This is a genomic window from Rhizobium sp. LARHSG275, assembly GCF_052871115.1.
On sequence record NZ_JBIXJN010000003.1, the window covers coordinates 114,011 to 139,274 of the forward strand.

The following is a 25,264-nucleotide window of genomic DNA, read 5'->3' on the forward strand; positions in this document are numbered from 1 at the left end:
CGGGTTGCGTGTTATGGCCGTGATTGTCTCTGTTATCGATGAACCTCGATCCGCCAAGCTCGGCAAGGCGTTGATCCTTATGGTCTGGCTTGCGCTGGCGTCTGCGCTCTGCTGGTCCGAAACGGTCTGGCGTGACGAGGTTCGTGCGTTGTCACTCGCGCTTCAAGGGGATAACTTCATCGATATGCTTCGCCGGATGCATGGCGAGGGTCATCCTGCTGTCTGGTATATTCTGCTGCGCGCCGCCTATGCCGTGGTCGGCTCACCTGTCGTCCTGAAGATCGTCGCACTGACGATTGCAGCGACCGCGGCCTATCTTCTTGTTTTCAGGCTGAAACTGCCGCTTTCCATCACGCTTCTGTCGCTGTTCGGCAGCTTTTCGATTTTCGATTATGCCGCGATGTCGCGAAATTACGGCATCAGCATGCTGGTGATTTTCCTTATCGTCCTCAGTTGGGAGAAAGGAGCACGCAACGGGATATTGCTCGGCCTGTTGTTTGCCCTGCTGGCAAATACGAACGTCCATTCGGTCGTCCTCGTCGGCGGCTTCCTCGCCTATTGGTTTTTCGATTTAATTCTGGCCCGGCCAAGGCCGCCTCTGACGGCATGTCGGGCCTTTGCGACCGCCGCTGCCATTGCCGCGGTTGGAATTGTTTTATGTTTCGTAACAGTCTATCCGACCTTCAACGATACGGGGCAGAACGATCTCAGCGGCGAGAATTTCGCTTTGCTTGTCCTTCGCGCTTTTGCCCTGACCAGTTCCCATTTTATGGCGTTCTATCCCAACAGCGTCCTTGAACTGGTCGTTGCGTATCCGTTGGCCGCCCAGATTTTCGCAGCGTTGATGTCCGCGCTCATCTACGGCAGCCTGTTGGCGCTGGCGAACCGATGGCCGGCGATGATCGCAGCGGGACTGGTTCTCTTGGGGCTTTCGCTGCTTTTTACGCTTGTCTATCCCGGCGGATACAGACATCAGGCGCTCTGGCTGGTTTTCATGATCGCGATCACTGCCATAGAGTCTCAGCGCGACGGGGCGGGCGTTGCAGGCATCGAGGCTGTTGGCGGCATCGTAAAGTTCGGGCGCCTGTGCTTCCTGATATTGCTGGCGCTACAGGTCGTGTCCGGCGTCGAGAAGGTCCACCAGGCCTTCATAGCCGAAATACCCCTGAGCCGAAGCAAGGATCTCGGTGCGTTCATTCAATCGCGCCCCGATCTCAAGGATGCGGTCATCATGGCGGATCCCGACTATCTGGTGGAAGCCTTGCCCTATTACATCCGCAACCGCACCTATCTTCTGCGGGAGGAGCGGTTCGGCGCCATCGTACGATATACCCGGAATGCGCGGCTTTCGCTCAGCCTTGCCGATATTCTGCAAACGGCACACCGATTGCAGCAGAGTGAGCATGTCCCTGTTGTCATCCTTCTTTCACAGCGACTTGATCAGATTACTGCGCCCGTTTCCCTGCGTGAAAGCTACGTTTGGCGGTTGTCTCTGACGCCGGAAGATATTTCTGCTTTCCAGAGCGCGACAAGCCTCGTCAAGCGTTTCGGCACGGTTGTCGGAAGCGATGAGACGTTCGACGTCTACGTCCTGAAATAAGCTACCGGCCGGCAGCTTATTTACACACGTCCACGCATTTGATCATTGTGACTTGCGTCCGCATTTCGTCGATTGCGGCGGCAACACCTTCGGGAGTGGCGCCGCGATTGGAGCGCGAATAGACGAACAAGGGCACGAGCCTATAGAAGGGACGCGACAGTGCCCGCGGCCCCGCAATCGCAAAGGCGCGTTCAGCCTTCACGCTTCATCCGCTCCCGGCGTTCGATCTCGGCCTCCGAGGGCTGCGCCAGCTCGAATGTGCCTGTCTTGATTGCGCCGGCGCGCTCGTAGACGCTCATGATGACGCCCGTCGTCGATATCGTGTTGGCAGTGAGCTTCAGCGCCTGCGGCTTGGTGCCTTGACCGAACAGGCGTTTGCCCTGGCCGAGGACGAGCGGAAAAGTCAGGAGCCGGAATTCGTCGATCAGCTCACGCGCCAATAGGGTCTGCAACAGGCCGCTGCTGCCCTGTGTCAGGAGGACGGGACCGTCCTCTCGCTTCAACCGGGCGATTTCGGCGGCGGCTTCGCCACGCAGGGCGACGGAATTTGCCCAGGTGAGCGGCTCCGTGGAAGTGGTCGCGACATATTTGGTCACGGCGTTGAAGACCTTGCCGATTGGATCGTCTTTCCCGACGAAGGGCCAGTGCGCGGCGAAGATTTCGTAGGTCTTGCGGCCAAGCAGCAGTTCGAAGGGATCGGTAAAGATCCCGCCCATGAACTGGCCCATCGGCTCGTCCCAATAATTGACGGTCCAGCCGCCCTGCGTGAAGCCGCCGGTCGGATCCTCCCGCGGCCCGCCCGGCGCCTGCATGACACCGTCCAAACTGACGAAGGCTGCAGCAACTAGCTTTCTCATCTCTCAACTCCCATTGTTGGTGTGTTCAGAGCCGAGGACGGATTAACTTGCACCGATCCGACATTCGACGCGGTTTTTTCTGGCGGTATCCGAGCTGAATTAGCCGGCCAAGGCCTTGACGCTGTCGATGATCGCGATGCCATGCGCCCGCATCTCTTCGATGGCGGCGGCGACGCCTTCGGGCGTGATGCCGCGGCTTGCGTCCTCGATGAAGCGCACGTGGATACCAGGCATCATCTCCAGCGCGTCGAGCGCGGAGAACTTGACGCAATAGTCGGTCGCCAGTCCGCAGACGTCGAGGTCGGTGACGCCCTGATCCTCGAGGAAATCGGAAAGGCCGGTCGAGGCATCGCGGTCATTGTCGCGGAAGGCCGAATAGCTGTCGATATCAGGATTCTCGCCCTTCTGCTGGATCAGGTCGATCTCTTCGGATTTGAGTTCGGGATGCAGTTCGGCATCAAGCGTACCCTGAATGCAGTGGTCAGGCCACATCATCTGCGGCTTGCCCGACAGTTCGCCCATCTCGAAGGCGGCGGCACCCGGATGGGCGGAGGCAAAGCTGCCGTGGCCCGGCGGATGCCAGTCCTGCGAGGCGACGATCAGGTCGTATTTGCCGCTGTCGATCAGTCTGTTTGCGACGGGAACCACCTTGTCGCCGTCAGGCACCGGCAGATTGCCGCCTGGACAGAAGCCGTTTTGAATGTCGACGAGCAGCAGCGCTTTCATCAAGGCTCAATCCCTTCGCTTATTGCAGTGTAGGACGCTAAGCACACCGAATGGATCAACTAGTGGATTTCCAGGCGCGAACGCGCAAGTGTTAATTCTGGCGCTAGCGGCACTAAGTCGTCAAAGCAGAATGCTCTAATGCAATCATTGCGATAGCTGGTGGCGGTTCTCGTGGTGAAATGGAACGGAGCGGCAAGGCACGTGCATGATTTCCGGATCGCAGACACGGCCGACGACGGTGGCAAGTGCCGCCAAATCGATCTGCCTGCGTGGACACTTTTGTGCGGCATCGATGGATCGAGGCTCCCCCGGCAGAGCCCGGATTTCAGCCAGCTAGACCGCCGCCACGTCTTCGGTTGCGGAATCGCCTGCTGCGGCGGAAGCGCCGTAGGTATTGCGGTAGGCCTGAAGGGCCGTCTGCATGTCGCTCAGCACTTTGGTGAGGAGCGGATCGCTGTCGCCCGAAGTCTTGATGCTGTTCGGTTCGGCGGCAAGAAATTCGGATTCGGTCAACTTGCCGTCGCCATTCGTATCCATCGCGGCGAAGACGCCCTTGGAATTGTCGTCGCTCTGATCGCTGCCGTCGGCCTGATCGTCGCTGCTGTCGGTCTTCTGCATGGACAGCATCAGCGACAGAATGTCGGCGGTGATCTTGTTGACGATATCGGTGCCGCTGTCGTCGCCGTCGGTCGACGCCATGGCCGATGTCGGGGACTGCGAGGCGGCGGCCAACTCGTCCGCCGATATGACGCCGTCGCCATTCTTGTCCAGACTGGAAAGCGGAGACTGGTACTGGGTCATTGTGCTGCCGAGAGATGAAACACTGGTCACTTGAACCTCCTTCGAAAAGTTCGTCGTGAAGCCCGCCTTTCATGGGTGGGCAGCCTTTGGGCTAAGCTGATTTGCGCAAGGCGTCAAAGCGACGTTTTGACAGGGTAGAAGTGCGATTGACGGCGCGGGGCGACGCACGTTAACCTTTCGGTTACCAAAGTTGTTTCATTGGAATTATTGGCTTTTTTTAGCGATTGCTTCGTCTGGAGGCGATTAAATCCATGTCCGTGTTTGCCTGAAATTGTCGTAATGAAGCGTGCGGAGGAGCCATGGGCGGAGTGCCGGGGTTTGCGCGGCTGCGACATTTCGTCTGCTTCCTGTGAGGGCGATGTCAGGTCGAGCTTGCTCTGGATCATGATTTCTGCCTTTCTTACCCTCAGCAGCGGGAAGCGAAGCCATGTCCGAGCCGGATCCCGACGAAAAGATCGATGCGACATTTCGCAACGGGTCGCTGACAGCGGCCGGGATCATCCTCGGTTTCTCGCTCAATTTCATCAGTGTCTGGGTTTCCAACCCCAACGACTGGAGTCGCATCGATATTCCGCCGATGCTGTTCTTGACGATCGGCATCGCCATCCAGGTGAAGGTCTTTGCCGATCTGCTGGCGCGCGACTCTCTCTTTGCCGTCAAATATGATCGGTCTCGCCGGCTCTTCCTGATCGGATTGGGAATCGTCGCCACCGGAATCGGCATTGCGCTGATCAACGATATTCTTGGGATCGGAAGGATGCGGATGCTCGGGTAAACGTTCTCGCGTCGTGCCGAGGTGAGATCACACGCGCTCGACGAACCCGTCCAAGACCCGCTTCTGTCCGGCCCGGTCGAACTCGATCGTCAGCTTGTTGCCTTCGATGCCGGTGATGTTGCCGTTGCCGAATTTCAGGTGGAACACGCGGTCGCCGAGGGTGAATCTCGACGGTTCCGACGAGGTCGATTTGGCAACCAGCTCGCCTTCGATCGTGCGCCCCTTCGGGCCGCTCTCGCCGTAGCCGATGCGTTCGACGGCGTGGCCGGAGCGGGTGCCCCAATTGTCGCGTGTGGCGTCGGTCTTGTTGGCCTGGGCGCGTTTCCAGCCGGGCGTGGAATAGGAATTGGCGAAGGGTTCGGCCTTGTCGAAGCGGGACTGGCCGTAGCCACCGCGGCCGTACCCGCCGTAGCTCTGTTCCATTTGAGCGACCTCGACATGGGTGTCCGGCAGTTCGTCGAGGAAGCGTGAGGGCAGGGTCGATTGCCAGAGGCCATGGATGCGGCGGTTGGAGACGAACCAGATGTGGCAGCGATGCTTGGCGCGGGTGATGCCGACATAGGCGAGGCGGCGTTCCTCCTCCAGGCCGGCGCGGCCGCTCTCGTCCAGCGAGCGCTGGTGCGGGAAGAGGCCTTCCTCCCAGCCGGGCAGGAAGACGGTGTCGAATTCCAAACCCTTGGCTGAGTGCAGCGTCATGATCGAGACGGCATCAAGGTTCTCGTTGGTCTCGGCATCCATCACCAGCGAGACGTGTTCGAGGAAGCCGCGCATCGATTCGAAGCTTTCCATCGAGCGGATCAGTTCCTTGAGGTTCTCAAGTCGGCCCGGCGCTTCGGCGCTCTTGTCGTTCTTCCACATGTCGGTATAGCCGGACTCTTCGAGGATCTGCTCGGCCAGCTCGGTATGCGGTGTGTTTTCAAGCAGTTCCTGCCATCGGCGGAAAGATTGAATCACGTCGAAGAGCGCCTTTCGCGCCTTCGGCTTCAGCTCGTCGGTCTCGATGATGTCGGCGGCCGCCGCAAGCATCGGGATATCGCGGGCACGCGCATAGTCGTGCAGCGCGCGCACCGTCGTATCGCCGAGGCCCCGCTTCGGGGTGTTGACGATGCGTTCGAAGGCGAGGTCGTCGGAGGCTTGCGCAACGAGGCGGAAATAGGCCAAGGCGTCGCGGATCTCGAGGCGCTCGTAGAAGCGCGGGCCACCGATGACGCGGTAGTTGAGGCCGAGGGTGACGAAGCGGTCTTCGAATTCGCGCATCTGGAACGAGGCGCGCACGAGGATCGCCATGTCGTTCAAGAGATGCTTGCCGCGCTGGAGCTGCTCGATCTCCTCGCCGATGGCGCGGGCTTCCTCCTCCGAATCCCAGGAAGCGTGGACCTGCACCTTGACGTCGTCCGGATCGGAGCGGTCGGTGAACAGCGTCTTGCCGAGACGACCCTCATTATGGGCGATCAGATGGGCGGCGGCGCCAAGGATATGTTCGGTCGAGCGATAGTTGCGCTCGAGCTTGATGACCTTGGCGCCGGGGAAATCCTTTTCAAAGCGCAGGATATTGTCGACCTCCGCGCCGCGCCAGCCGTAGATCGACTGGTCGTCGTCGCCGACGCAGCAGACGTTCTGCGGCTCGCCTTTGGATCGCTGGGCGAGAAGCCTGAGCCACATGTATTGGGCGGTGTTGGTGTCCTGGTACTCGTCGACGAGGATATAGCGGAAGCGGCCGTGATATTCCTTCAAGAGGTCCGGGTTCTTGCGGAAGATCGCGATCGGATGCATCAGCAGGTCGCCGAAATCGCAGGCGTTCAGCGTCGTCAGGCGCGCCTGATAGGCGAAATAGAGATCGCGGCCGCGGCCATTGGCAAAGGCGCGAGCGTCGCCCTCGGGGATATCGGCCGGGCCGAGCCCCTTGTTCTTCCACGTGTCGATCATGCCGGCGAACTGCTTGGCCGGCCAGCGCTTGTCGTCGAGACCCTCGGCCTGGATCAACTGCTTGATCAGGCGAACGACGTCGTCGGTGTCGAGAATGGTAAAATCGGAGCGCAGGCCGACGAGCTCGCCGTGGCGGCGCAGAAGTTTGACGCCGATCGAATGGAAGGTGCCGAGCCAGGGCATGCCTTCGACGGCGCCGCCGACGAGCAGCGCGATGCGCTCCTTCATCTCGCGGGCGGCCTTGTTGGTGAAGGTGACGGCGAGGATCTGCGAGGGAAAGGCGCGGCCGGTATTGAGGATATGGGCAATGCGGGTGGTGAGCACCCGCGTCTTGCCGGTGCCGGCGCCAGCGAGCACGAGGACGGGGCCTTCCAGCGTTTCGACGGCTTCGGTCTGCTCGGGGTTCAGTCCGGTGAGGTAATCCGGCCGCTTGCCGCCGTCGCGGGCCGCCATGGCGCGTGCGGCGATGCCGCCACCGGCGGCGGGCGCCCTTTCGGCGGGTGCGGCAGGCGGCTGCGGCTTGCGCGCCATCTCGCCCGGCTCTTCGTCGAAGAAGGGCATATCGTCGAAACTATTGCTCATGGCGCGTAATGTAGTGATTCGGGAAGGAAAGACCAGAAAAGATGTTCTGCTTTCATTCCCGAGCCGGCGCTATCCCAGGCGGCATGTTACAGGCGGCAAGGCCGCCGCCGAGCCCGGCTGTGGTCGAGATGCGGGCGGGCAGGGCTAAAATTCCGATCGCGGCGTGTCGGAACCGGCGCCAGTAAGGCGTCCTTGAGGCATCGGACAGCAGTCCGGATCAACACCCGTCAACAAGGAGGCCGTTTTCATGCCGAAGGTCGTTTCAAATCTCTGGTTCGCCGAGGAAGCGCGCGAAGCCGTCGAATTCTACGTGTCTGTTATCCCGGACTCCAGGATCGGCCGCACCACCATACTTCAGGCGGAAACGCCGAGCGGGCCTCCCGGCAGCGTCGAGCTGATCGAGTTCACGCTCGCCGACCAGTCCTTCCTGGCAATGAAGGCCGGCCCGCTCGATAGCTTCAACCATTCGTTCTCGATTGCGATCCTCGTCGAAGGTCAGGCCGAGATCGATCGAATATGGGAGGCATTCCTCGCCAATGGCGGCACGCCGGAGGCCTGCGGTTGGCTGAAGGACCGCTGGGGCCTTTCCTGGCAAATCGTGCCGCGCGTGCTATCGGAGATGATCGCCGACAGCGACCCTGAGCGGGCAAGGCGCGTGACCGAAGTGATGCTCGGCATGGTCAAGATCGACGTCGCTGCGCTCGAGAATGCGTTCAACGGCTGAGAGGCCTGTGGAGACATGATCGCAAATCAGGCGCATGATAGTCATGCGCCTGTTTCTCTAAGAATATCCCCAAATTTCGATGACATACGGTCCGTCGCGCATCGATATTCACCGATCGAAGGGGGTTCGCCGCCTGCCAATCGCTGACTTTCGTGATCTCGAATCACGGGCGACATTGCACACCTTTTTCATCTTTCTGTCACGTCGTGAAATGTGCTGATACCGCGATGGCGGCTTTCTCAACTATACTGACCGACAGTTTCGTACAGTAATTAAAGAACCGGTGGATGCACAATTTTGTGCATTGCTAGAAATGGCCGGTGAGCGTGGAATAACCGAAGAAACTATTGATTCTCAGGAACGTCATGGCCATCTCGATGGTTATAGGGACACCTGAAGCCTGTGGCATTAACCTTGAATGGAGGGCCCATGCTGAGCGAATCCGTATTTGATGCGTTCACCCGCAGTTATGATGCGCGTCGCGAAACCGATATGTCGATCGCGGAATATCTGGACCTTTGCAAAAAGGAACCGCTTGCCTATGCCAATGCGACCGAGCGCCTGCTCGCCGCGATAGGCGAGCCGCAGATGGTCGATACCGCCAAGGACGCGCGCCTCGGCCGGATCTTCATGAACCGGACCATGCGGATCTATCCGGCCTTTGCTGGCTTCCACGGCATGGAAGAGACAATCGAACGCATCGTTTCCTTTTTCCGGCACGCCGCGCAGGGGCTCGAGGAGCGCAAGCAGATCCTTTATCTGCTCGGCCCGGTCGGCGGCGGCAAGTCATCGCTGGCGGAGCGGCTGAAGCTGCTGATGGAGGTTCATCCGATCTACGTGCTGAAGGCGGGTGACGAGATCAGCCCCGTTTTCGAAAGTCCTCTCAACCTGTTCGACCCGGACACGATGGGATCGCTCCTCCAGGAGCAATACGGCATTCCCCTGCGGCGCCTGAGCGGACTGATGAGCCCGTGGTGCCTGAAACGGCTCGACGATTTCGGAGGCGATATTTCCCGCTTCCGCGTCGTCAGAGTACAGCCTTCGCGGTTGCGCCAGATCGCCATCGCCAAGACCGAGCCTGGAGACGAGAACAATCAAGATATCTCGTCGCTGGTCGGCAAGGTCGATATCCGCAAGCTGGAGACCTATTCCCAGAACGATCCCGATGCCTACAGCTATTCGGGCGGGCTCAACCGCGCCAATCAGGGCGTGCTCGAATTCGTCGAGATGTTCAAGGCGCCGATCAAGATGCTGCATCCGCTGCTGACGGCGACGCAGGAGGGAAACTATATCGGCTCCGAGAATATCGGCGCCATACCCTTCTCCGGCATCGTCCTTGCGCATTCGAACGAAGCGGAATGGCAAACCTTCAAGGCCAACAAGAACAACGAGGCCTTCATCGACCGTATTTGCGTGATCAAGGTGCCCTATTGCCTGCGCGTCACGGAAGAGCAGAAGATTTACGAGAAGCTGATCGAGGGATCGGAACTCGCCGATGCGCCGTGCGCCCCCGCGACACTCGAAATGCTGGCCCGCTTCTCCGTGCTTTCTCGTCTGCGCAAGCATGAGAATTCGACGTACTTCTCGAAGATGCGCACCTATGATGGCGAGAGCCTGAAGGAGACGGATCCGCGCGCCCGCAGTGTCCAGGAATATCGGGATGCCGCTGGCATCGACGAAGGCATGGACGGCATATCGACCCGCTTCGCCTTCAAGGTGCTCGCCTCCACCTTCAATCACGACACCACGGATATCGGCGCCGATCCGGTTCATCTGATGTATGTGCTGGAGCAGTCGATCCGACGCGAGCAGTTTTCCGACGATGTCGAGAAGCGCTATCTGGAATTCATCAAGGCCGATCTTGCGCCGCGTTACGCAGAGTTTATTGGCAATGAGATTCAGAAGGCCTATCTTGAGTCCTATGCGGATTACGGACAGAACCTGTTCGACCGCTACGTTGATTATGCCGATGCCTGGATCGAAGATGTGGATTTCAAGGATCCCGATACCGGCCAGCTTCTCGACCGCGAGCTCCTCAACCAGGAACTGACGAAAATCGAAAAGCCGGCGGGAATTGCCAATCCGAAGGATTTCCGCAACGAAATCGTCAAGTTCTGCTTGAGATCACGGGCAGCCAACGGCGGAAAGAATCCGTCATGGACGAGCTACGAGAAGATCCGGGAAGTCATCGAGAAACGAATGTTCTCGCAGGTCGAGGATCTTTTGCCGGTCATTTCCTTCGGTTCGAAGAAGGATTCGGAAACAGAAAAGAAACACAGCGAGTTTGTCTCGCGCATGGCTGCGCGGGGCTACACGGAGAGGCAGGTTCGGCGCCTCGTCGAATGGTACATGCGCGTCAAACAGGCAAGTTAATGTGGAGCCAATATGCACATTGTCGACCGTCGGCTAAATCCGCGCGGTAAAAGTCTGGAAAATCGGCAACGGTTTCTTCGGCGCATGAAGGGCGCCGTGCAGCAGGCGGTAAAGCGTTCTCTGCAAAACCGGAACATTCGCGATGTGCTCGACGGCGGGGAAATCAGCCTGCCGATCGATGGAATGGCCGAGCCGAACTTGAGAAGGGGCGATGGCGGCATTCGCGACCACATCCTGCCTGGAAACAGGGCCTTTGTCGAAGGCGACATTCTTCCGCGCCCGCCGGGGAGCAGGGGCGGAAAACCCAAGGATGCGGGCGAAGGTGACGGCGAGGACGGCTTCCGCTTTGTGCTGACGCGCGAGGAATTCCTCGATGTGTTCCTGGACGATCTGGAACTGCCCGATCTTGCCAAGCGGCGTCTGGCCGAAACCGAGGAGGAAACTCCCTTCCGTGCCGGCTATTCCGTGTCGGGATCGCCGTCCAACATTGCCGTCGGTCGCACGACCAGGCTCGCGATGATGCGCCGTGTCGCGCTTCACCGTCCGCGCCGCGAAGAAATCGAAGCCCTGCAGCGGCAGATCGAGGAATGCGAGGACGACGAGAGCCGGCTGGCGCTTGAGGCAAAACTCAAATCTCTGACGGAAAAAAGCCGGCGCATTCCCTATATCGATCCGCTCGACGTGCGGTATCGCCGCTTCGAAAACGAGCCGAAGCCTGTGGCAAAGGCCGTGATGTTCTGCTTGATGGACGTCTCCGGCTCCATGTCGGAACACATGAAGGACCTGGCGAAGCGGTTCTACCTGCTGCTCTACCTTTTCCTGTCGAAACGCTACAAGAAAGTCGAGATCGTCTTCATCCGTCACACAGATAAGGCGGAGGAAGTCGACGAGGAAACCTTCTTCTATGGTCCGGCAACCGGCGGCACGCTGGTCTCCAGTGCGCTAGCGGCAATGCGGGCGATCATCGCGGCGCGTTTCGATCCGGCGGAATGGAATATCTATGGCGCCCAGGCATCGGACGGCGACAACGCCCATTCCGACGGGAACCTGAGCGGACAGCTGCTGCGCGAGATTTTGCCGCTGTGCCAGTATTTCGCCTATATCGAGGTCGGCGAAGAAGGCGGTGACTCCTCGATATCACGCTCACCGCTTTGGATGCTCTATGACGGGATCCGTTCCGAGCTGCAGCCGCTTTCGATGCGCAAGGTCTGCCGGCGAAACGAAATTTTCCCTGTTTTCCATGATCTCTTCCAGAAACGTGACGCACAGTCGAAGGTGACGCCATGACCATGACGATGAGGCCACGAGAACGGCTGTTGTTCGAGGGGGCCGACTGGGACTTTTCAACACTTCAACGCATTCACGACGCCTGCGAGGAGATCGCGCTCGACGAACTTGGCCTCGACGTCTATCCGAACCAGATTGAAGTCATTACCTCGGAGCAGATGCTCGATGCCTATTCGTCGACCGGCATGCCGCTCTTCTACCGCCATTGGTCCTTCGGCAAACACTTCGCGCATCACGAAACCTTCTACCGCCGCGGGATGCGCGACCTCGCCTATGAGATCGTCATCAACAGCTCTCCCTGCATCTCCTACCTGATGGAGGAAAACACGGCGACGATGCAGACGCTCGTCACCGCGCATGCGGCCTTCGGCCACAACCATTTCTTCAAGAACAATTATCTCTTCAAGCTATGGACCGATGCCGAGGGTATCCTCGATTACCTCGATTTCGCCAAGGGTTATATCACCCGCTGCGAGGAGCGTTACGGCGAGATGGCCGTCGAGCGCACGCTGGATGCAGCCCATGCGCTGATGTCGCACGGGGTGCATCGATACGCGGGCAAGACCACGATCGATCTTCGCCAGGAGGAGAAGCGACAGCAGGAGCGCCGCGCCCACGAGGAGCAGATGTTCAACGATCTGTGGCGCACTGTCCCTGTCGGCAAGGCTCGGAAGGCGGGCGACAGCGGCCTGGAAAAGCGCCGCGCCGCCCTCGGTCTTCCGCAGGACAACATCCTTTATTTTCTCGAAAAATCAGCGCCGCGGTTGCAGCCGTGGCAGCGTGAAATCCTTCGCATCGTCCGCCACGTCGCACAATATTTTCACCCCCAGCGGCAGACCAAGGTAATGAACGAGGGAACCGCCACCTTCGTCCACTACCAGATCATGAACCGGCTTCACGGGCGGGGGCAGATCAGCGACGGAAACTTCCTCGAATTCCTGAAGTCGCATGCCAACGTCGTGTTCCAGCCGAGCTATGACGACCGTCGGTTCTCGGGCTTCAATCCCTATGCGCTTGGCTTTGCGATGATGCAGGATATCGAGCGGATCGTCACGACGCCGACGGAAGAGGACCGCGCATGGTTCCCCGATATCGCCGGAAGAGGCGATGCGATGGCGGTCCTGCGCGACATCTGGGCCAATTACCGGGACGAAAGCTTTATCAGCCAGTTCCTCAGCCCGAACCTGATCCGGCAGCTGCGGCTGTTCCATCTCTACGACGATCCCGAACAGACCGAGGGGGTGCTGGTTTCGGCGATCCATAATGAGCGCGGATACCTGCGCATCCGCCGCCAGCTCTCCCGCGAATACGATATCGGCTGGACCGATCCGGCCATCGATATCGTCGATGTCGACCTCGCCGGCGACCGCCGCCTGTTGCTGCAGCACATCGTCATGAATGGCTGCTATCTTCAGGAAGCCGACATGAAACTGGTCTTGCAGCATCTTGCCGATCTCTGGGGCTACGAGGTCCTGCTTCAGGAAATCGATGATTCCAACAGCGTCGCGAGAGAACACACGGCGAGCCCGCGCAAGATCATTCAGTAACCTGGCGTTTTTCTTGAATTGCCGGACTTAGATAGATCTGGAGCCGTTACGGTCTTGCAAAGCGAGGCGCTGTCAGAACGGATCAAGCATTTCCTGCACCGGGTCGACGTTGTTCCTTGGGATCACGACATCACGCGAGCTTATGGCGACCTGCGCACTGCCTGCGAAGCCAAAAGCATGACCCTGTCGCCCCTCGATATGATGATTGCCGCTCATGCAGTTGCAACTGCCGCAACCCTCGTCACGCGCGACAAGGCTTTTCCGTGTGTTTCGGAGCGTTTGAAGGTCAATGACTGGGCGAATGAAGAAAGCTGAATCGTCCACGCCGCCTCTCATGTCCGGGAAAACGCGGGTCGACGATCAACAATTATCGGTGGCAACGAAGACAAAGGCTTAGTAACTTACCGCCGCTGCAATAGCCCATGATCTCCAATCGACCATTTTAGCCTTTGCAGCAATCTTTCCCGAGGGCGGATAGCGCGGAGACGAGAGACCATGAGTGACACGCGGCGCAAGCTGACGACGATCTTCTGTGCTGACGTGCAGGACTATACGCGGCTGATGGGGGCTGATGAGGAGGGGACGCTTGCGAGCCTGAAGCGCTGCCGGGAGGCGATGGGGCGCCTGATCGAAAGCCATGGCGGCCGCGTCATCAATACCTGGGGCGATGGACTGATCGCCGATTTCCCGAGCGTGGTCGAAGCGGTGCGCGCGGCCGTCGACACTCAGAACGAACTCGCTGGCTTCAACGCCCGCCGCCCGGCCGACGGGCGCATGCTCTTCCGCATCGGCATCAATCTCGGCGACGTGATCGTCGAAGGCGACGACATCTATGGCGACGGGGTCAATATAGCGGCGCGGCTGCAGGCGTCGGCTGCGGCCGGCGGCATCGTCATATCAAGTTCCGTTTACGACCAGGTCCGCAACAAGGTGACTGTTGGTTTCGAGTTTCTCGGACCGTTGATGGTGAAGAACGTCGATGAAGGCGTGCCGAGCTACGCGGTGAAGATCGGCGACGCCAAGGACGAGACGCCGCCCGCTCAACGATCCGGCTCCGCGCGTCCGCAGCCGCAGCCGCAGCCGGCGGCGGTTATGGCGGCTGATACGGCCGAGGCAAGGCCGATACCGCGCGGACGCAGGCTGTACGGCGTGCTCGCCGTCATCGCCGCTGTCCTGATCGGCATCAATCTGCTGTCATGGCAGGGCGTCTTCTGGGGGCGTTTTCCGGTGCTTGCGCTCGCCGTCGTCGCGGCGCTTGCCTGGAACCGCGATCAGATCCTGTTCAACCGCAGGATCACCTCGCTGGCAATCCTGGCGCTCGGCATTGCCGGTATCAACCTCTTCACTTGGACGGGGCAGTTCTGGGCGGTGTGGCCGATACTGGGCATTGCGGCCGTGATGGGCCTGCGGTGGTCGATGCGCCGATAGACGTCCAACCCGCATCGCCAGGGATTTGTACGGTATCTCGGCCGATAATCGGCGGTGTCAAGGACATGGGCGAGTGTCCGTTCAAGCAAAAGTGAGCGGCCGGGTTATTTCCATTCTTTGCTGATATTACAAATCAGTAATGCCGCCTGCTTATGCTTGCCGGTAAGCTGCAAACGCGCGATATTGTCGCATCAGAGGGGAATCTTGATCCCCAACGCCTCTTTCGACCGACCCTGGTCCAACCTCGAGTCCCTCCGGAGACGTGAATGGCCTTTTGGAAGCAGTTCATACTGTCGATCATCGCCATTGTTGCCGGCTTTGCCGCGTGGGTTTTCTTTGTGCCCGGCGCCGGCGATATGATGCGCGATGCAGGCATCCCAGACAGCATCGTTTCCAAGATCGCGCCGAAGGCTGAGGAGACGGCGGATGCCGACGCTCCTACCCGGGCGCAAGGGCAGCAGCGTGGCGACGGGCAAGGGCAGGGACAGAACCGCCGAGGTGGCGGCGGGCGCAACAGCGCCATTCTCGTCGCCACGCAGGCTGTCGTCCAGGGCGTCGCCAACGACCGGCTGAACGCCATCGGCACGGGTGACGCGATCCGCTCGGTCGCGGTCACGCCGCAGGCATCGGGCACGATCCGCGAAATCCTCATCAAGTCGGGCGACAGGGTCAAGGCCGGGCAGGTGCTCGCCAAGCTCGACAGCGAGGAGCAGGTGATCGCCCGCGGCCAGGCCGATGTGGCGGTCAAGGCCGCCGTCGAGAAATCCAATCTCTATCACAACATCAAGTCCAGCGTGTCGCGCATGGACGTCTTCGATTCCGAGATCGCCGAGCAGGGCGCTCGGTTGCAACTGCAGGCCGCGGAGCTCAATCTCGCACGACGTAATATCACCGCGCCGATCGACGGCATCGTCGGCATCGTACCGGTCAATATCGGCGACAACGTCACGACGAGTATCCCGATCGTCACGCTCGACGACCGTTCGGAAATTCTCGTCGATTACTGGGTGCCGGAGCGCTTCGCCAATACGGTGTCGGTCGGCCAGCCGGTCGAGGCGATGTCGGTCGCACGGCCGGGACAGGTGTTTTCGGGCGTGGTCGAAGCCGTCGATAACCGCATCGACGCGGCAAGCCGCACGCTTCGCCTACGCGCCAAGATCGACAATAGTTCGGATGAACTGCGCGCCGGCATGTCCTTCAACGTCAGCATGAAATTTGCCGGCGACAAATATCCGGCGGTCGATCCGGTCTCCGTGCAGTGGGACTCGCAGGGCTCCTTCGTCTGGCAGGTCAACGACGACAAGTCACGCAAGGTGCGGGTCAGCATCGTGCAGCGCAACCCGGATTTCGTACTCGTCAAAGCCGACCTCAAGGACGGCGACGTGATCGTCACACAGGGCCTGCAGCGCGTGCGTGAGGGTGGGGCGGTGCGTGTCAACGCCGATGTCGCCGCGAATGCGGAGGTCGTCGCCCGATGAGCGCGACCGAGATTCATCAGGACAGAGGCTCGGGCAAACAGGGCTTCACCGCGCTTTTCGTTCGCCGTCCGATTCTGGCGCTGGTGTTCAACACGCTGATGGTCGTTGCCGGCCTTGCCGCCTATGTTGGCGTCGAGGTGCGCGAACTGCCCGATGTGGACCGTCCCGTCGTCACCGTGCGCACCACCTTCGACGGCGCATCGCCGCAGACGATCGACCAGGAGCTGACCAAGGTGATCGAGGGGGCGGTCGCGCGCGTCAGCGGCCTGAAATCGATTTCGTCGACCTCGTCCTTCGGTCAGAGCCGGGTGACGTTGGAATTCTCGGATGCGATCGATCTCTCGGTCGCCGCCAACGACGTGCGCGACGCGATCGGCCGCATTACCCAGAACCTGCCCGACGAAGCGGATGCGCCGCAGATCGTCAAGGCGGATTCGGATTCCTCGGCGATCATGCGCCTCGCCGTCACCTCCACCAAGCTCAACATGGACGACCTGACCCAGCTGGTCGAAAACGAGGTGATCGATCGCCTCGCCTCCGTCGACGGGGTTGCCGACGTCGAGGAATATGGCGACCAGGAGAAGGTGTTCCGCGTCGACGTCGACCAGGGGGCTCTCGCCAGTCGCGGGCTGACCATCGGCGACCTGACGAAGGCGCTCGATAATGCGGCACTCGACGTACCGGCCGGCTCGCTGAAGAGCAATACGCAGGATATCGTGGTGCGCGCGACCGCCAACCTGCAGACGCCGGCGGATTTTTCCAACGTCATCCTGCAGGACCGCGTCAGGCTCGGCGACGTCGCGACGGTGATGCTTGGGCCGCGCGACGGCGAAACGGCGCTGCGCTCCAACGGCAAGCCGGGCATCGGCCTCGGCATCATCCGCCAGGCGCAGTCGAATACGCTGAACATCTCGACCGGCATCAAGGCGGCCGTCGACCAACTGTCGAAGACGCTGCCCGAGGGCACGACGATCGCCATCACCAGCGATGACGCCGTCTTCATCCAAGGTGCGATCCACGAGGTGGTGCTGGCGCTGGTGCTCGCCGCCGTCATCGTCACCGCCGTCATCTATCTCTTCCTGCGCGATTGGCGGGCGACGCTGATCCCGGCGGTCAGCATGCCGGTGGCGCTGATCGGCACGCTGGCGGCGATCTACATGGTCGGCTTCTCGATCAACATCCTGACGCTGCTCGCGATCGTGCTGGCGACCGGCCTCGTCGTCGATGACGCGATCGTCGTGCTCGAAAATATCGTGCGCCGGCGCGCCGAAGGCATGGGGCCGCGCGCGGCGGCGGTGCTTGGCACGCGCGAGGTGTTCTTCGCGGTGATCGCCACGACGGCGACGTTGGCGGCGGTCTTCATTCCGCTCTCCTTCCTGCCGGGACAAGTCGGCGGCCTGTTCCGCGAATTCGGCTTCGTGCTCGCCTTCTCGGTCGGGCTGTCGTCGATCGTGGCGCTGACGCTGTGTCCCATGCTTGCCTCGCGCATGCTGACGAAGCCGATGCTCGAAGATCACGGCGCGCTGGGCCGCTTCGGCGGCACGCTTGCCAATCTCTACAAATGGGCTCTGCACGGCTGTCTCAACGCGCCCTTCGTCGTCATCCTCTTCTCGGTGATCTTTGCCGGCGCGGCACTCCTCGCCTTCTCGACGGTCAAGAGCGAGCTGACGCCCGAAGAGGACCGCTCGATGGTGATGATGCGGCTGACGACGCCGCAGGGATCGAGCCTCGAATATACCCGCGACAAGATGCAGCTCGTCGAGCAATATCTGCAGCCGCTGGTCGACAGCGGTGACATCCGCAACGTCTTCTCGATCTCCGGGCAGGGCGGTTCGCTGAACAGCGGCTTCATGGTGCTGACGCTCGCCCCCTGGGGAGAACGTGACAGGACACAGACGGAGATCGTCGGCGATATCAACCAGGCAGCCTCCAGGGTGCCGGCTCTGCGCGGCAATGCCATCTCCTCCAACAGCCTACGCATCCGCGGGGCCGGCAGTGGTCTGCAGATGGCGCTGATCGGCAATGATCACGAGGCGTTGACGGCGGCGGCGGCCAAGCTGGTTCAGGCCCTGGAGGCCACTGGCCAGTATGATACGCCGCGCTTGACCAACGAGCCCAGCCAAGCGCAGGTATCGGTGGCGATCGATCGCGAGCGCGCGTCCGATCTCGGCATCGACATAACCGGGCTCTCGACGGCGATCCAGTCACTGCTCGAAGGGCGCTCGGTGGTCGACGTCTTCGTCGACGGCGAATCCTATCCCGTGCTTCTGACCTCGACGACGCGGCCGATCGACGACCCGACCGACCTCGAAAACGTGTTCCTGAAGACCGGCGACGGCAAGATCGTGCCGATGTCGGTCATCGCCACGATGAAGGAAGGCTCGGTCGCGCCGCAGCTGAACCGCGAGCAGCAGCTGGCCTCGGTGGCAATCACCGCCGGCCTCAAGAACGGCATGTCGCTCGGCGATGCGGTCAAGCAGGTCACTGAACTTGCCGCGCCGCTACTGCCGGCGGGCTCGCGTTTGTTGCCGCTCGCCGAAGCCGCGACGCTGGAAGAGAATTCGAGCGGCATGGCGCTCACCTTCGGTTTTGCCATCGTCATCATCTTTCTGGTACTGGCGGCGCAGTTCGAAAGCGTGCTGTCCTCGCTGATCATCATGTCGACGGTGCCGCTTGGTCTTGCCTGCGCCGTCTTCGCGCTTGTTATCACCGGCTCCAGCCTCAACATCTACAGCCAGATCGGCCTGGTGCTCCTGGTCGGCGTCATGGCGAAGAACGGCATCCTGATCGTCGAATTCGCCAATCAGCAGCGCGACCGGGGCGAAGATGTGCGGTCCTCGATCGAGAAGGCCTGCGCGCTACGCCTTCGACCTGTAATGATGACGATGATCGCCACCATCCTCGGCGGCGTGCCACTGGTCTTTGCCCATGGCGCCGGTGCCGAAGCGCGTATTGCGCTCGGCTGGGTGATCGTCGGCGGTCTCGGTTTCGCGACGCTGGTAACGTTGTTCATCACGCCGGTCGCCTATCTGCTGCTTGCCCGCTTCGCCAAGCCGCACGCCCATGAGGAGGCGCGCCTGCACGAAGAGATGTCGGTCGCCACGCGGCCGCGCGCTGCGCCCGACGACGAGCAGCTACAGGCCGCCGAATAAGGCTTTCATCCGACTTCGATCGCTGCCGGACCTGCTGCATAGCTCCTTGAATCCTAATCGATTTAAGGACAAAATTATGCGGCAATTCGAAGTGCTACAGCGTCCTTTGCGGGTCTAAGAAGACGCGCGACGCGGCAATCCGGCGGCGTTTCTCTTGGTGTATGAAACCTTGTGAAATAAGCTAAATTACTTCTGAAGTTTAGTCGTTTATTAAGCATAACCGGCAATGATTGTTACCAGTAACCGATTGGTCTTCTTCGTTTCTTGGAGGCCGCACGCGCTGGAATTCCAGCGACCCCGGACATGAGAGTCCGTGCGGACGGTTCATTTCTTGTGCAGTTTGCGTCTTGTTGTGTTTTTGGAGTTTCGTCTCGTGAGTATTTATCAGCGCGTCTCGGTGGATGCGGCGCTTCATGTGCTGCGCGATATCAACCGTAATATGGCGGTCACGCAAAACCACATCACCACCGGTATGCGTGTCGCAGAAGCCAGAGACAATTCCGTCTACTGGTCGATCGCTACCACTGCTCGGACCGACAACAAGGCGGTTTCGGCGATCCAGGATGCACTCGGCATGGCGGCGGCGACGATGGGAACGGCCTATACCGGCGTTCAGAATGTCATCGACGTCGTCTCCGAAATCAAGGCCAAGCTGGTTGCCGCGACCGAAGACGGCATCGACAAGAACAAGGTCAACGAAGAGATCAAACAGCTGCAGGAGCAACTGCGCAGCGTTTCGGAATCGGCGACCTTCAATAGCGACAACTGGGTGGTCCTTACCAACGATGCGACGCCGACGCAGCCGCGCCAGATCCCGGCCTCGTTCATCCGCAACGCCGACGGTACGATCTCGGTCGGCATGCTGAGCTACCATATCGACACGACGCCGAGCGGGACCACGACCTCCAAGGACGCCCGCTACCTGATCGACGATCGCGCCACCGGTTCGGGCGAATACGGCGTGTTGACATCGGCCTACTTCGCCACCGAACTCGGCGCCTCGCAGGACTATGTGCTGATGCAGAGCAAGAACGGCACCACCACCGGGCAGGTGGTGATTTCGCTCTCGGCCAGCACGACGAAAGGACAGGTCAGCGAAATGATCAGCGTCGTCGATGCAGCGCTGACGCAGCTGACGACGGTCGGTTCGGCTTTTGGCGCGCTGGAAAAACGCATCAATCTGCAGAACGACTTCGCGACGAAACTGCATGACAACATCACCGGCGGCATTGGCCGGCTCGTCGATGCCGACATGGAGGAGGAGTCGAGCAGGCTGCGGGCGCTGCAGACGCAGCAGCAACTCGGTCTGCAATCACTGAACATCGCCAACGCAACTTACGATACCGTGCGGCAGTTGTTCCAGAATTTCTGAGGCCAGACTCTCTTGATCAGAAACGCGCGACATCGAACTCCGCAGGCAGGAAGTGCTTTCCGCCGCTGAGTTTCACAAATTCCCGTGCAGGCGCAGGGACGGCATCCACCAAAACTGGTGATAATCAGCGCATTCCGGCAACATGGCGGTGTTTCGACGTCCGAATTTGCCGTATCAGGAGAACATCTTCATTTTCTTGCCGCAATCCTTGCCATTTGGTCGCATCAGTCGAACGGAGACCGTCCTGTCCATGATCAAAAAATTCCTACTTCTCGCTATTGCCACAAGCTATCTCAGCGCCTGCACGACGACCGATCCCTATACCGGTGAACAGAAGGTTTCCAATACGGCCGGCGGCGCCGCGCTTGGCGCCCTCGGGGGCGCGCTCGTCGGCGTGGCCGTCGGCGGCGGCGGCCACGGCAAGCGCAATGCGGCGCTGATCGGCGCGGGCGTCGGCGCTCTCGCCGGCGGTGCGATCGGCAATTACATGGACCAGCAGGAATCAGAGCTTCGCGCCCAACTCGAAGGCACTGGCATTTCGGTGACTCGTAACGGCGACAACATCATCCTCAACATGCCCTCGAACATCACCTTCGACGTCGATCAGGACGCGGTAAAGCCGGGCTTCTATCCGACGCTGAATTCGGTGGCGATCGTGCTGCGCAAGTTCAACCGCACGCTGATCGACGTCAACGGCCATACGGATTCGACCGGCAGCCTGCAGCATAATCAAGACCTGTCGCAGCGCCGCGCGTTGTCGGTTGCCGATTATCTCGGCGGCCAGGGCATCGACCAGCGCCGCGTCTCCGCCGTCGGTTTCGGCCCGTCCCAGCCGGTCGCCTCCAATGCGAACGAGGCCGGCCGCGCGCAGAACCGCCGCGTCGAGATCCAGATCGCGCCGATCACACAGGGCTGATTCCGGCTCATATGCATTTGCGGAAAGGCCGGGTCACTCCCGGCCTTTTTCGTCAGTGCTGCATCGTCGCACCCTTGGTGATTTTGTCGACGATTTTCTTTTCGGCACGCAGGGCGATGCCGACCACCTTGGCATCTTCGGGCGCAAATTCTGCGAAGACGGCGCGGTTGGCCGCGTCGTGGCCGGTTGCAAACATTTCCTCGATAAAGAGCGAGCTGGTGATATCGCGCTCCAGCGCGCGGCGATGAATGGCTGATATGGTCGCCTCGTCTGCGGAGAGCACGATGATCGGCTGGATCGATAGCGGATTGTAGAGGTTGTCGGCGCGGTCCCTGTAGGCTTCGCCGATGATCTCGGGATGCCGACCTGCTATCCCTGTCATCAGGAAGGCGGTGACGTTCAGCTTCTGCCAGCCGGCAAGATTGTTTCGCAGGACGACGGCAATTTTGGTATCAAACATCGGACGATCTTTCACCTATCTACGGGTTATGGAGTATCGGGCGCGTTGAGCCAGGATCTACATCCGCAGGCCTTCGAAGGTCTTGAACGTTTGTGCGCGGGATCATCCGGCAACGGCATCCTTGCCGCGCCGGCCTTTCCGGGTATCGAACGCATCGAGGCGCAGTTCTCAGGCAATGCCTTCGAGCCGCACCGGCACGACACTTATGCTCTGGGCGTGACGCTGAAAGGCGTACAGACCTTCCGCTATCGCGGCGAGCGGCGCTTCAGCCTGCCGGGGCAGGTGATCGTGCTGCATCCCGACGAAGAGCACGATGGCGGGGCGGGGACGGAAGATGGGCTGCAATACCGCATGCTCTATCTGGAGCCGTCGCTGCTGCTTGAATGCCCGGAGGTGGATCGGGTCGGCCTGCCATTCGTCGGCGAACCCGTGGTCAGCGATCCGGCGCTAGCGGCTGTACTGCTGGCGGTTCTCGGCGAACTCGACCGCGAACTGGACGCGCTTTTCGTCGACGATTTCCTATCGCAGGTGGCAGGCGGCCTGTCCCGGCATGCGCGCCTGCCGTCGCGGCCGCTGGGCCTCGTCGCCTGGCGGCAGGCGCGGGCGGCACGGGATTATCTCGAGGCGCACGCGACCCGGGCAGTGAATTCCGGCGAGCTTGAGGCGGTAACGGGTCTCGACCGTTTTGCGCTGTCGCGGCATTTCCGGGCGGCCTTTGCCACCAGTCCGCATCGCTACCTGCTGATGCGGCGGCTGCAGCGAGCCCGGGCGATGATCGGCGCGGGCGAGGGGATTTCCGATGTGGCGGCGGCGACAGGCTTTGCCGACCAAAGCCATCTCAACCGCCATTTCAAAAAGGCCTACGGCATGACGCCTGGCCAGTGGGCAGCACTCGCATTCCACCCCAAGCAGGGCACTAGGCGGGGCTTTCCGCAAGGCCGGAACGGCGTGCGATGAAACGGGCGAGCATCGGGCCGATCATCAGGATCACCAGGAAACGGCCGGTCTGCATCGCCATCACGAAGGGCACGTCGACATCGCTGGAGGCGGCGATGATGGCGACGGAATCGGCGCCGCCGGGGCTGGTGGCGAGATAGGCGGTCAGCGGATCTATGCCGGCGAAGACGTGAAGCGCCACCGCCATGCAGCCGCAGAGCGCCATCAGCAGCACGATGCAGGCCGATACCCTCGGCAGGGCGCGCGCCACGTGCTTGAGGATCGAGCGGGTGAAACGCAGGCCGATGCTCCAGCCGACCAGTGCATAGGCGATGGCGAGCAGCCACATCGGCAGCTCGATCTTCAGCAGGCCCATCCCCTGCAGCAGGGCGCCGAGAAAGAGCGGCACGATGATCGTGCCGCCCTGGAGGCGCAGGCGCCAAACGCCATAGGCGCAAAAGGCCGCAAAAGCCATGGTCGCTGCAAAGGCCGGCCGGTCAATCTCCGGAAAGAGGACAAGCGGCGGCGGCTCGGCGCCGTCGGCCGCCACCCACAGGCGCGAGATCACCGAGGCGCCGACGGCGACGAAGACGACGCGCAGATACTGCATGAAGGCGACGAGACGGGCATCGGCGCCATAAGCTTCCGACATGATGACCATGGCGGAGGCGCCGCCCGGCGAGGAGCCCCAGACCGCGATCGTTCCCGGCAGCACCTGCCAGCGCGTCAGCAGCCAGCCGAGGCCGGTGGCGATGGCGATGACCGAGAAGATGAACAACAGAAAGAGCGGCGCGTCTTTCGCCATGGTGCCGAAAATATCGGGAGTGATGGTGCGCGCCATCATCAGGCCGACGAGGACCTGGCCGAATTGCAGCGGCCAGAAGGGCACGCGAAGCTTTCCCTTGCCGACGGTTAGCGCCAGCGCGATTGCCGCGACCATCGGCCCGATCAGCAGCGAGGCCGGCAGTGCGAAGAGCTCGAGGAAGACGACGAAAGCTGTGGAAAGCGCGAGCAGCAGTGCCCATTTCGGCAGGCCGGCATCCCGCAGCAGGCGGCTCGCGTCGCTGAATGACATGATCCCCGTCTCTTTCCTGGCCGTGCCAAGCCCTGAGGTTGAAGGTAGGAGAAGCTCCGGCATGACGAAGATAGGCCGGCTGCAGGAGCCGCCCGGCGCGGGTCCGGTATAGGTGGGTGGCACGGCGGCGGTCAATTGCGAAATCTGGCTTCTTGGCGTCTTGGAATGCGAAACTGATTCATGCGGCCGCTTCAAGTTGTTGTTTTCATGCAGATCGTCCTCCAAAGCCACTGAACGGTTTTGAACGAGATGCACTAGAAATGCACATAGCTGACGAGAAAATCGAGCAGCGCGCGTACACGCGCCGGCAGCGGGCCACCCTGGCCCATATAGAGGGCGTAGAACTCTTCGAGATCGCCGGGATTGGCCTCCTCAAGCACCGGCACCAGGCGCCCGGCATCGATATCGGCGCGCACGGTGAAGGCGGCAAGGCGGGCAAGGCCGGCACCGGACAAAGCGAGGTGGCGCATGGCTTCGCCGTCTCCCACCTGCACGCCCGGTGTGATCGGGATCATCACCGTTTCGCCGTCCTCGCGCAGCGGCCAGCCCTCGATGGCGCGGGCATAGGAAAAGCCGATACGGCAATGACGGCGGAGATCGGCGGTCGTGTGTGGTTTGCCGTGACGCGAGAGATAATCCGGCGACGCGACGATGATCTTGCCGGTGGCGCCAAGCTTGCGGGCGATCAGGCTGGAATTCTTCAAGGGGCCGGCGCGGATCGCGACATCGGCGCGCTCTTCCATCAGGTCAACTATCCTGTCGGTATGGGAAATATCCAGCGTCACGGCCGGATGATGCGCCATGAAAGCAGGCACGAGCGGCGCCAGCAGATGGTTGCCGAAGGAGCCGCTGGTGTTGATGCGGATGCGGCCTGAGGCCTGTTCGCCGGTCGAGGCCTGATGCTCGGCCTCGGTGATATCGGCAAGGATGGCGATGCTGCGCTCGTAGAAGGTGCAGCCTTCCGGCGTCAGTTGCAGCCTTCGCGTCGAGCGGTTGACGAGGCGGGCGCCGAGGCGTGTCTCCAGCCGGGCGACGAGTTTGCTGACGGCCGACGGCGTCATGCGCCGGGCCGTGGCGGCGGCCGAAAAGCCACCGCGCTCGACGACACTGACGAAGACTTCCATTTCGCCGGAGCGATTGATGTCCTGACGGCTCATGATGAATTCAAATCACAAATGTTTTGCTGGTGGGCAATCTATATCATCGAACGGCCAAGGTCTATCTCATAGGAAAGACAGGAGACAGGTCC

At 61.0% G+C, this 25,264-nt stretch carries 19 protein-coding genes and 1 pseudogene; 13 read left to right on the top strand and 7 right to left on the bottom strand.

Going from position 1 to position 25,264, the window contains the following annotated elements:
* Positions 1 to 13 precede the first annotated feature (13 nt).
* Positions 14 to 1,600, top strand: a complete 1,587-nt coding sequence (locus ACIPSK_RS04395; protein WP_162116160.1) for a hypothetical protein — start codon at positions 14 to 16, stop codon at positions 1,598 to 1,600.
* Positions 1,601 to 1,791: 191 nt separating this feature from the next.
* Here ACIPSK_RS04395 and ACIPSK_RS04400 read toward each other — a convergent pair whose 3' ends face one another.
* From ACIPSK_RS04400 to ACIPSK_RS04410, 3 genes are all read right to left on the bottom strand, one after another.
* Positions 1,792 to 2,457 (bottom strand): dihydrofolate reductase family protein, encoded by a 666-nt coding sequence (locus tag ACIPSK_RS04400; RefSeq protein WP_162115979.1) that lies wholly within the window; start codon positions 2,455 to 2,457, stop codon positions 1,792 to 1,794.
* Positions 2,458 to 2,556: 99 nt separating this feature from the next.
* On the bottom strand, positions 2,557 to 3,183 hold the full coding sequence (pncA, locus tag ACIPSK_RS04405; RefSeq protein WP_162115980.1) for a bifunctional nicotinamidase/pyrazinamidase: 627 nt from the start codon (positions 3,181 to 3,183) through the stop codon (positions 2,557 to 2,559).
* A gap of 333 nt (positions 3,184 to 3,516) precedes the next feature.
* Entirely contained in the window at positions 3,517 to 4,014 is a 498-nt protein-coding gene (locus tag ACIPSK_RS04410; protein ID WP_162115981.1) for an EF-hand domain-containing protein, read from the bottom strand.
* A gap of 397 nt (positions 4,015 to 4,411) precedes the next feature.
* Here ACIPSK_RS04410 and ACIPSK_RS04415 point away from each other — a divergent pair, with 397 nt between their 5' ends.
* Positions 4,412 to 4,759 (top strand): hypothetical protein, encoded by a 348-nt coding sequence (locus ACIPSK_RS04415; protein ID WP_162115982.1) that lies wholly within the window; start codon positions 4,412 to 4,414, stop codon positions 4,757 to 4,759.
* Between the two features lie 27 nt (positions 4,760 to 4,786).
* Here ACIPSK_RS04415 and ACIPSK_RS04420 read toward each other — a convergent pair whose 3' ends face one another.
* Positions 4,787 to 7,267 (bottom strand): ATP-dependent helicase, encoded by a 2,481-nt coding sequence (locus ACIPSK_RS04420; protein ID WP_017965071.1) that lies wholly within the window; start codon positions 7,265 to 7,267, stop codon positions 4,787 to 4,789.
* A gap of 247 nt (positions 7,268 to 7,514) precedes the next feature.
* On the opposite strand from ACIPSK_RS04420, the gene ACIPSK_RS04425 reads away from it, so the two are divergent.
* From ACIPSK_RS04425 to ACIPSK_RS04470, 10 genes and pseudogenes are all read left to right on the top strand, one after another.
* Positions 7,515 to 7,991: a VOC family protein gene (locus ACIPSK_RS04425; protein WP_017965070.1), complete on the top strand. Its 477-nt coding sequence runs from the start codon at positions 7,515 to 7,517 to the stop codon at positions 7,989 to 7,991.
* Positions 7,992 to 8,420: 429 nt separating this feature from the next.
* The gene (locus tag ACIPSK_RS04430; protein WP_017965069.1) at positions 8,421 to 10,364 is read left to right on the top strand and encodes a PrkA family serine protein kinase; all 1,944 of its coding nucleotides are present in this window, start codon (positions 8,421 to 8,423) and stop codon (positions 10,362 to 10,364) included.
* Between the two features lie 12 nt (positions 10,365 to 10,376).
* Positions 10,377 to 11,651 carry a YeaH/YhbH family protein gene (locus ACIPSK_RS04435; RefSeq protein ID WP_162115983.1) on the top strand — a complete coding sequence of 425 codons (1,275 nt, stop codon included), beginning with the start codon at positions 10,377 to 10,379 and terminating at the stop codon, positions 11,649 to 11,651.
* Positions 11,648 to 13,198 carry a SpoVR family protein gene (locus tag ACIPSK_RS04440; protein WP_162115984.1) on the top strand — a complete coding sequence of 517 codons (1,551 nt, stop codon included), beginning with the start codon at positions 11,648 to 11,650 and terminating at the stop codon, positions 13,196 to 13,198. Before ACIPSK_RS04435 ends, ACIPSK_RS04440 begins: the two co-directional genes overlap by 4 nt.
* 63 nt (positions 13,199 to 13,261) lie before the next feature.
* Positions 13,262 to 13,513 (top strand): annotated as a pseudogene (locus ACIPSK_RS04445) (PIN domain-containing protein); the annotation flags it as partial.
* A 180-nt stretch (positions 13,514 to 13,693) separates the two neighbouring features.
* Positions 13,694 to 14,626: an adenylate/guanylate cyclase domain-containing protein gene (locus ACIPSK_RS04450; protein WP_162115986.1), complete on the top strand. Its 933-nt coding sequence runs from the start codon at positions 13,694 to 13,696 to the stop codon at positions 14,624 to 14,626.
* Between the two features lie 266 nt (positions 14,627 to 14,892).
* Positions 14,893 to 16,104 carry an efflux RND transporter periplasmic adaptor subunit gene (locus tag ACIPSK_RS04455; RefSeq protein ID WP_446532629.1) on the top strand — a complete coding sequence of 404 codons (1,212 nt, stop codon included), beginning with the start codon at positions 14,893 to 14,895 and terminating at the stop codon, positions 16,102 to 16,104.
* On the top strand, positions 16,101 to 19,256 hold the full coding sequence (locus ACIPSK_RS04460; RefSeq protein WP_446532630.1) for an efflux RND transporter permease subunit: 3,156 nt from the start codon (positions 16,101 to 16,103) through the stop codon (positions 19,254 to 19,256). Before ACIPSK_RS04455 ends, ACIPSK_RS04460 begins: the two co-directional genes overlap by 4 nt.
* Positions 19,257 to 19,629: 373 nt before the next feature.
* The gene (locus tag ACIPSK_RS04465; protein ID WP_026154230.1) at positions 19,630 to 20,628 is read left to right on the top strand and encodes a flagellin N-terminal helical domain-containing protein; all 999 of its coding nucleotides are present in this window, start codon (positions 19,630 to 19,632) and stop codon (positions 20,626 to 20,628) included.
* Between the two features lie 250 nt (positions 20,629 to 20,878).
* On the top strand, positions 20,879 to 21,544 hold the full coding sequence (locus tag ACIPSK_RS04470; protein ID WP_026154229.1) for an OmpA family lipoprotein: 666 nt from the start codon (positions 20,879 to 20,881) through the stop codon (positions 21,542 to 21,544).
* 52 nt (positions 21,545 to 21,596) lie between these two features.
* Here ACIPSK_RS04470 and ACIPSK_RS04475 read toward each other — a convergent pair whose 3' ends face one another.
* A complete protein-coding gene (locus ACIPSK_RS04475; protein WP_162115989.1) occupies positions 21,597 to 22,004 on the bottom strand; it encodes a DUF2000 family protein in 408 nt (135 codons plus the stop codon).
* 45 nt (positions 22,005 to 22,049) lie between these two features.
* On the opposite strand from ACIPSK_RS04475, the gene ACIPSK_RS04480 reads away from it, so the two are divergent.
* Positions 22,050 to 22,961 (top strand): AraC family transcriptional regulator, encoded by a 912-nt coding sequence (locus tag ACIPSK_RS04480; RefSeq protein ID WP_170281187.1) that lies wholly within the window; start codon positions 22,050 to 22,052, stop codon positions 22,959 to 22,961.
* Here the strand turns inward: ACIPSK_RS04480 and ACIPSK_RS04485 are convergent.
* Positions 22,921 to 24,015: an AbrB family transcriptional regulator gene (locus ACIPSK_RS04485; RefSeq protein ID WP_162115991.1), complete on the bottom strand. Its 1,095-nt coding sequence runs from the start codon at positions 24,013 to 24,015 to the stop codon at positions 22,921 to 22,923. The genes ACIPSK_RS04480 and ACIPSK_RS04485 overlap by 41 nt on opposite strands.
* A 254-nt stretch (positions 24,016 to 24,269) precedes the next feature.
* Positions 24,270 to 25,172 carry a LysR family transcriptional regulator gene (locus ACIPSK_RS04490; protein ID WP_162115992.1) on the bottom strand — a complete coding sequence of 301 codons (903 nt, stop codon included), beginning with the start codon at positions 25,170 to 25,172 and terminating at the stop codon, positions 24,270 to 24,272.
* Positions 25,173 to 25,264 lie beyond the last annotated feature (92 nt).

Bases quoted from the DNA above. Each gene is read 5' to 3' on its own strand.
- ACIPSK_RS04395 (WP_162116160.1), top strand. From the start codon at position 14: ATGGCCGTGATTGTCTCTGTTATCGATGAACCTCGATCCGCCAAGCTC.
- ACIPSK_RS04400 (WP_162115979.1), bottom strand. From the start codon at position 2,457: ATGAGAAAGCTAGTTGCTGCAGCCTTCGTCAGTTTGGACGGTGTCATG.
- pncA (WP_162115980.1), bottom strand. From the start codon at position 3,183: ATGAAAGCGCTGCTGCTCGTCGACATTCAAAACGGCTTCTGTCCAGGC.
- ACIPSK_RS04415 (WP_162115982.1), top strand. From the start codon at position 4,412: ATGTCCGAGCCGGATCCCGACGAAAAGATCGATGCGACATTTCGCAAC.
- ACIPSK_RS04420 (WP_017965071.1), bottom strand. From the start codon at position 7,267: ATGAGCAATAGTTTCGACGATATGCCCTTCTTCGACGAAGAGCCGGGC.
- ACIPSK_RS04425 (WP_017965070.1), top strand. From the start codon at position 7,515: ATGCCGAAGGTCGTTTCAAATCTCTGGTTCGCCGAGGAAGCGCGCGAA.
- ACIPSK_RS04430 (WP_017965069.1), top strand. From the start codon at position 8,421: ATGCTGAGCGAATCCGTATTTGATGCGTTCACCCGCAGTTATGATGCG.
- ACIPSK_RS04435 (WP_162115983.1), top strand. From the start codon at position 10,377: ATGCACATTGTCGACCGTCGGCTAAATCCGCGCGGTAAAAGTCTGGAA.
- ACIPSK_RS04440 (WP_162115984.1), top strand. From the start codon at position 11,648: ATGACCATGACGATGAGGCCACGAGAACGGCTGTTGTTCGAGGGGGCC.
- ACIPSK_RS04450 (WP_162115986.1), top strand. From the start codon at position 13,694: ATGAGTGACACGCGGCGCAAGCTGACGACGATCTTCTGTGCTGACGTG.
- ACIPSK_RS04455 (WP_446532629.1), top strand. From the start codon at position 14,893: ATGGCCTTTTGGAAGCAGTTCATACTGTCGATCATCGCCATTGTTGCC.
- ACIPSK_RS04460 (WP_446532630.1), top strand. From the start codon at position 16,101: ATGAGCGCGACCGAGATTCATCAGGACAGAGGCTCGGGCAAACAGGGC.
- ACIPSK_RS04470 (WP_026154229.1), top strand. From the start codon at position 20,879: ATGATCAAAAAATTCCTACTTCTCGCTATTGCCACAAGCTATCTCAGC.
- ACIPSK_RS04475 (WP_162115989.1), bottom strand. From the start codon at position 22,004: ATGTTTGATACCAAAATTGCCGTCGTCCTGCGAAACAATCTTGCCGGC.
- ACIPSK_RS04485 (WP_162115991.1), bottom strand. From the start codon at position 24,015: ATGTCATTCAGCGACGCGAGCCGCCTGCTGCGGGATGCCGGCCTGCCG.
- ACIPSK_RS04490 (WP_162115992.1), bottom strand. From the start codon at position 25,172: ATGAGCCGTCAGGACATCAATCGCTCCGGCGAAATGGAAGTCTTCGTC.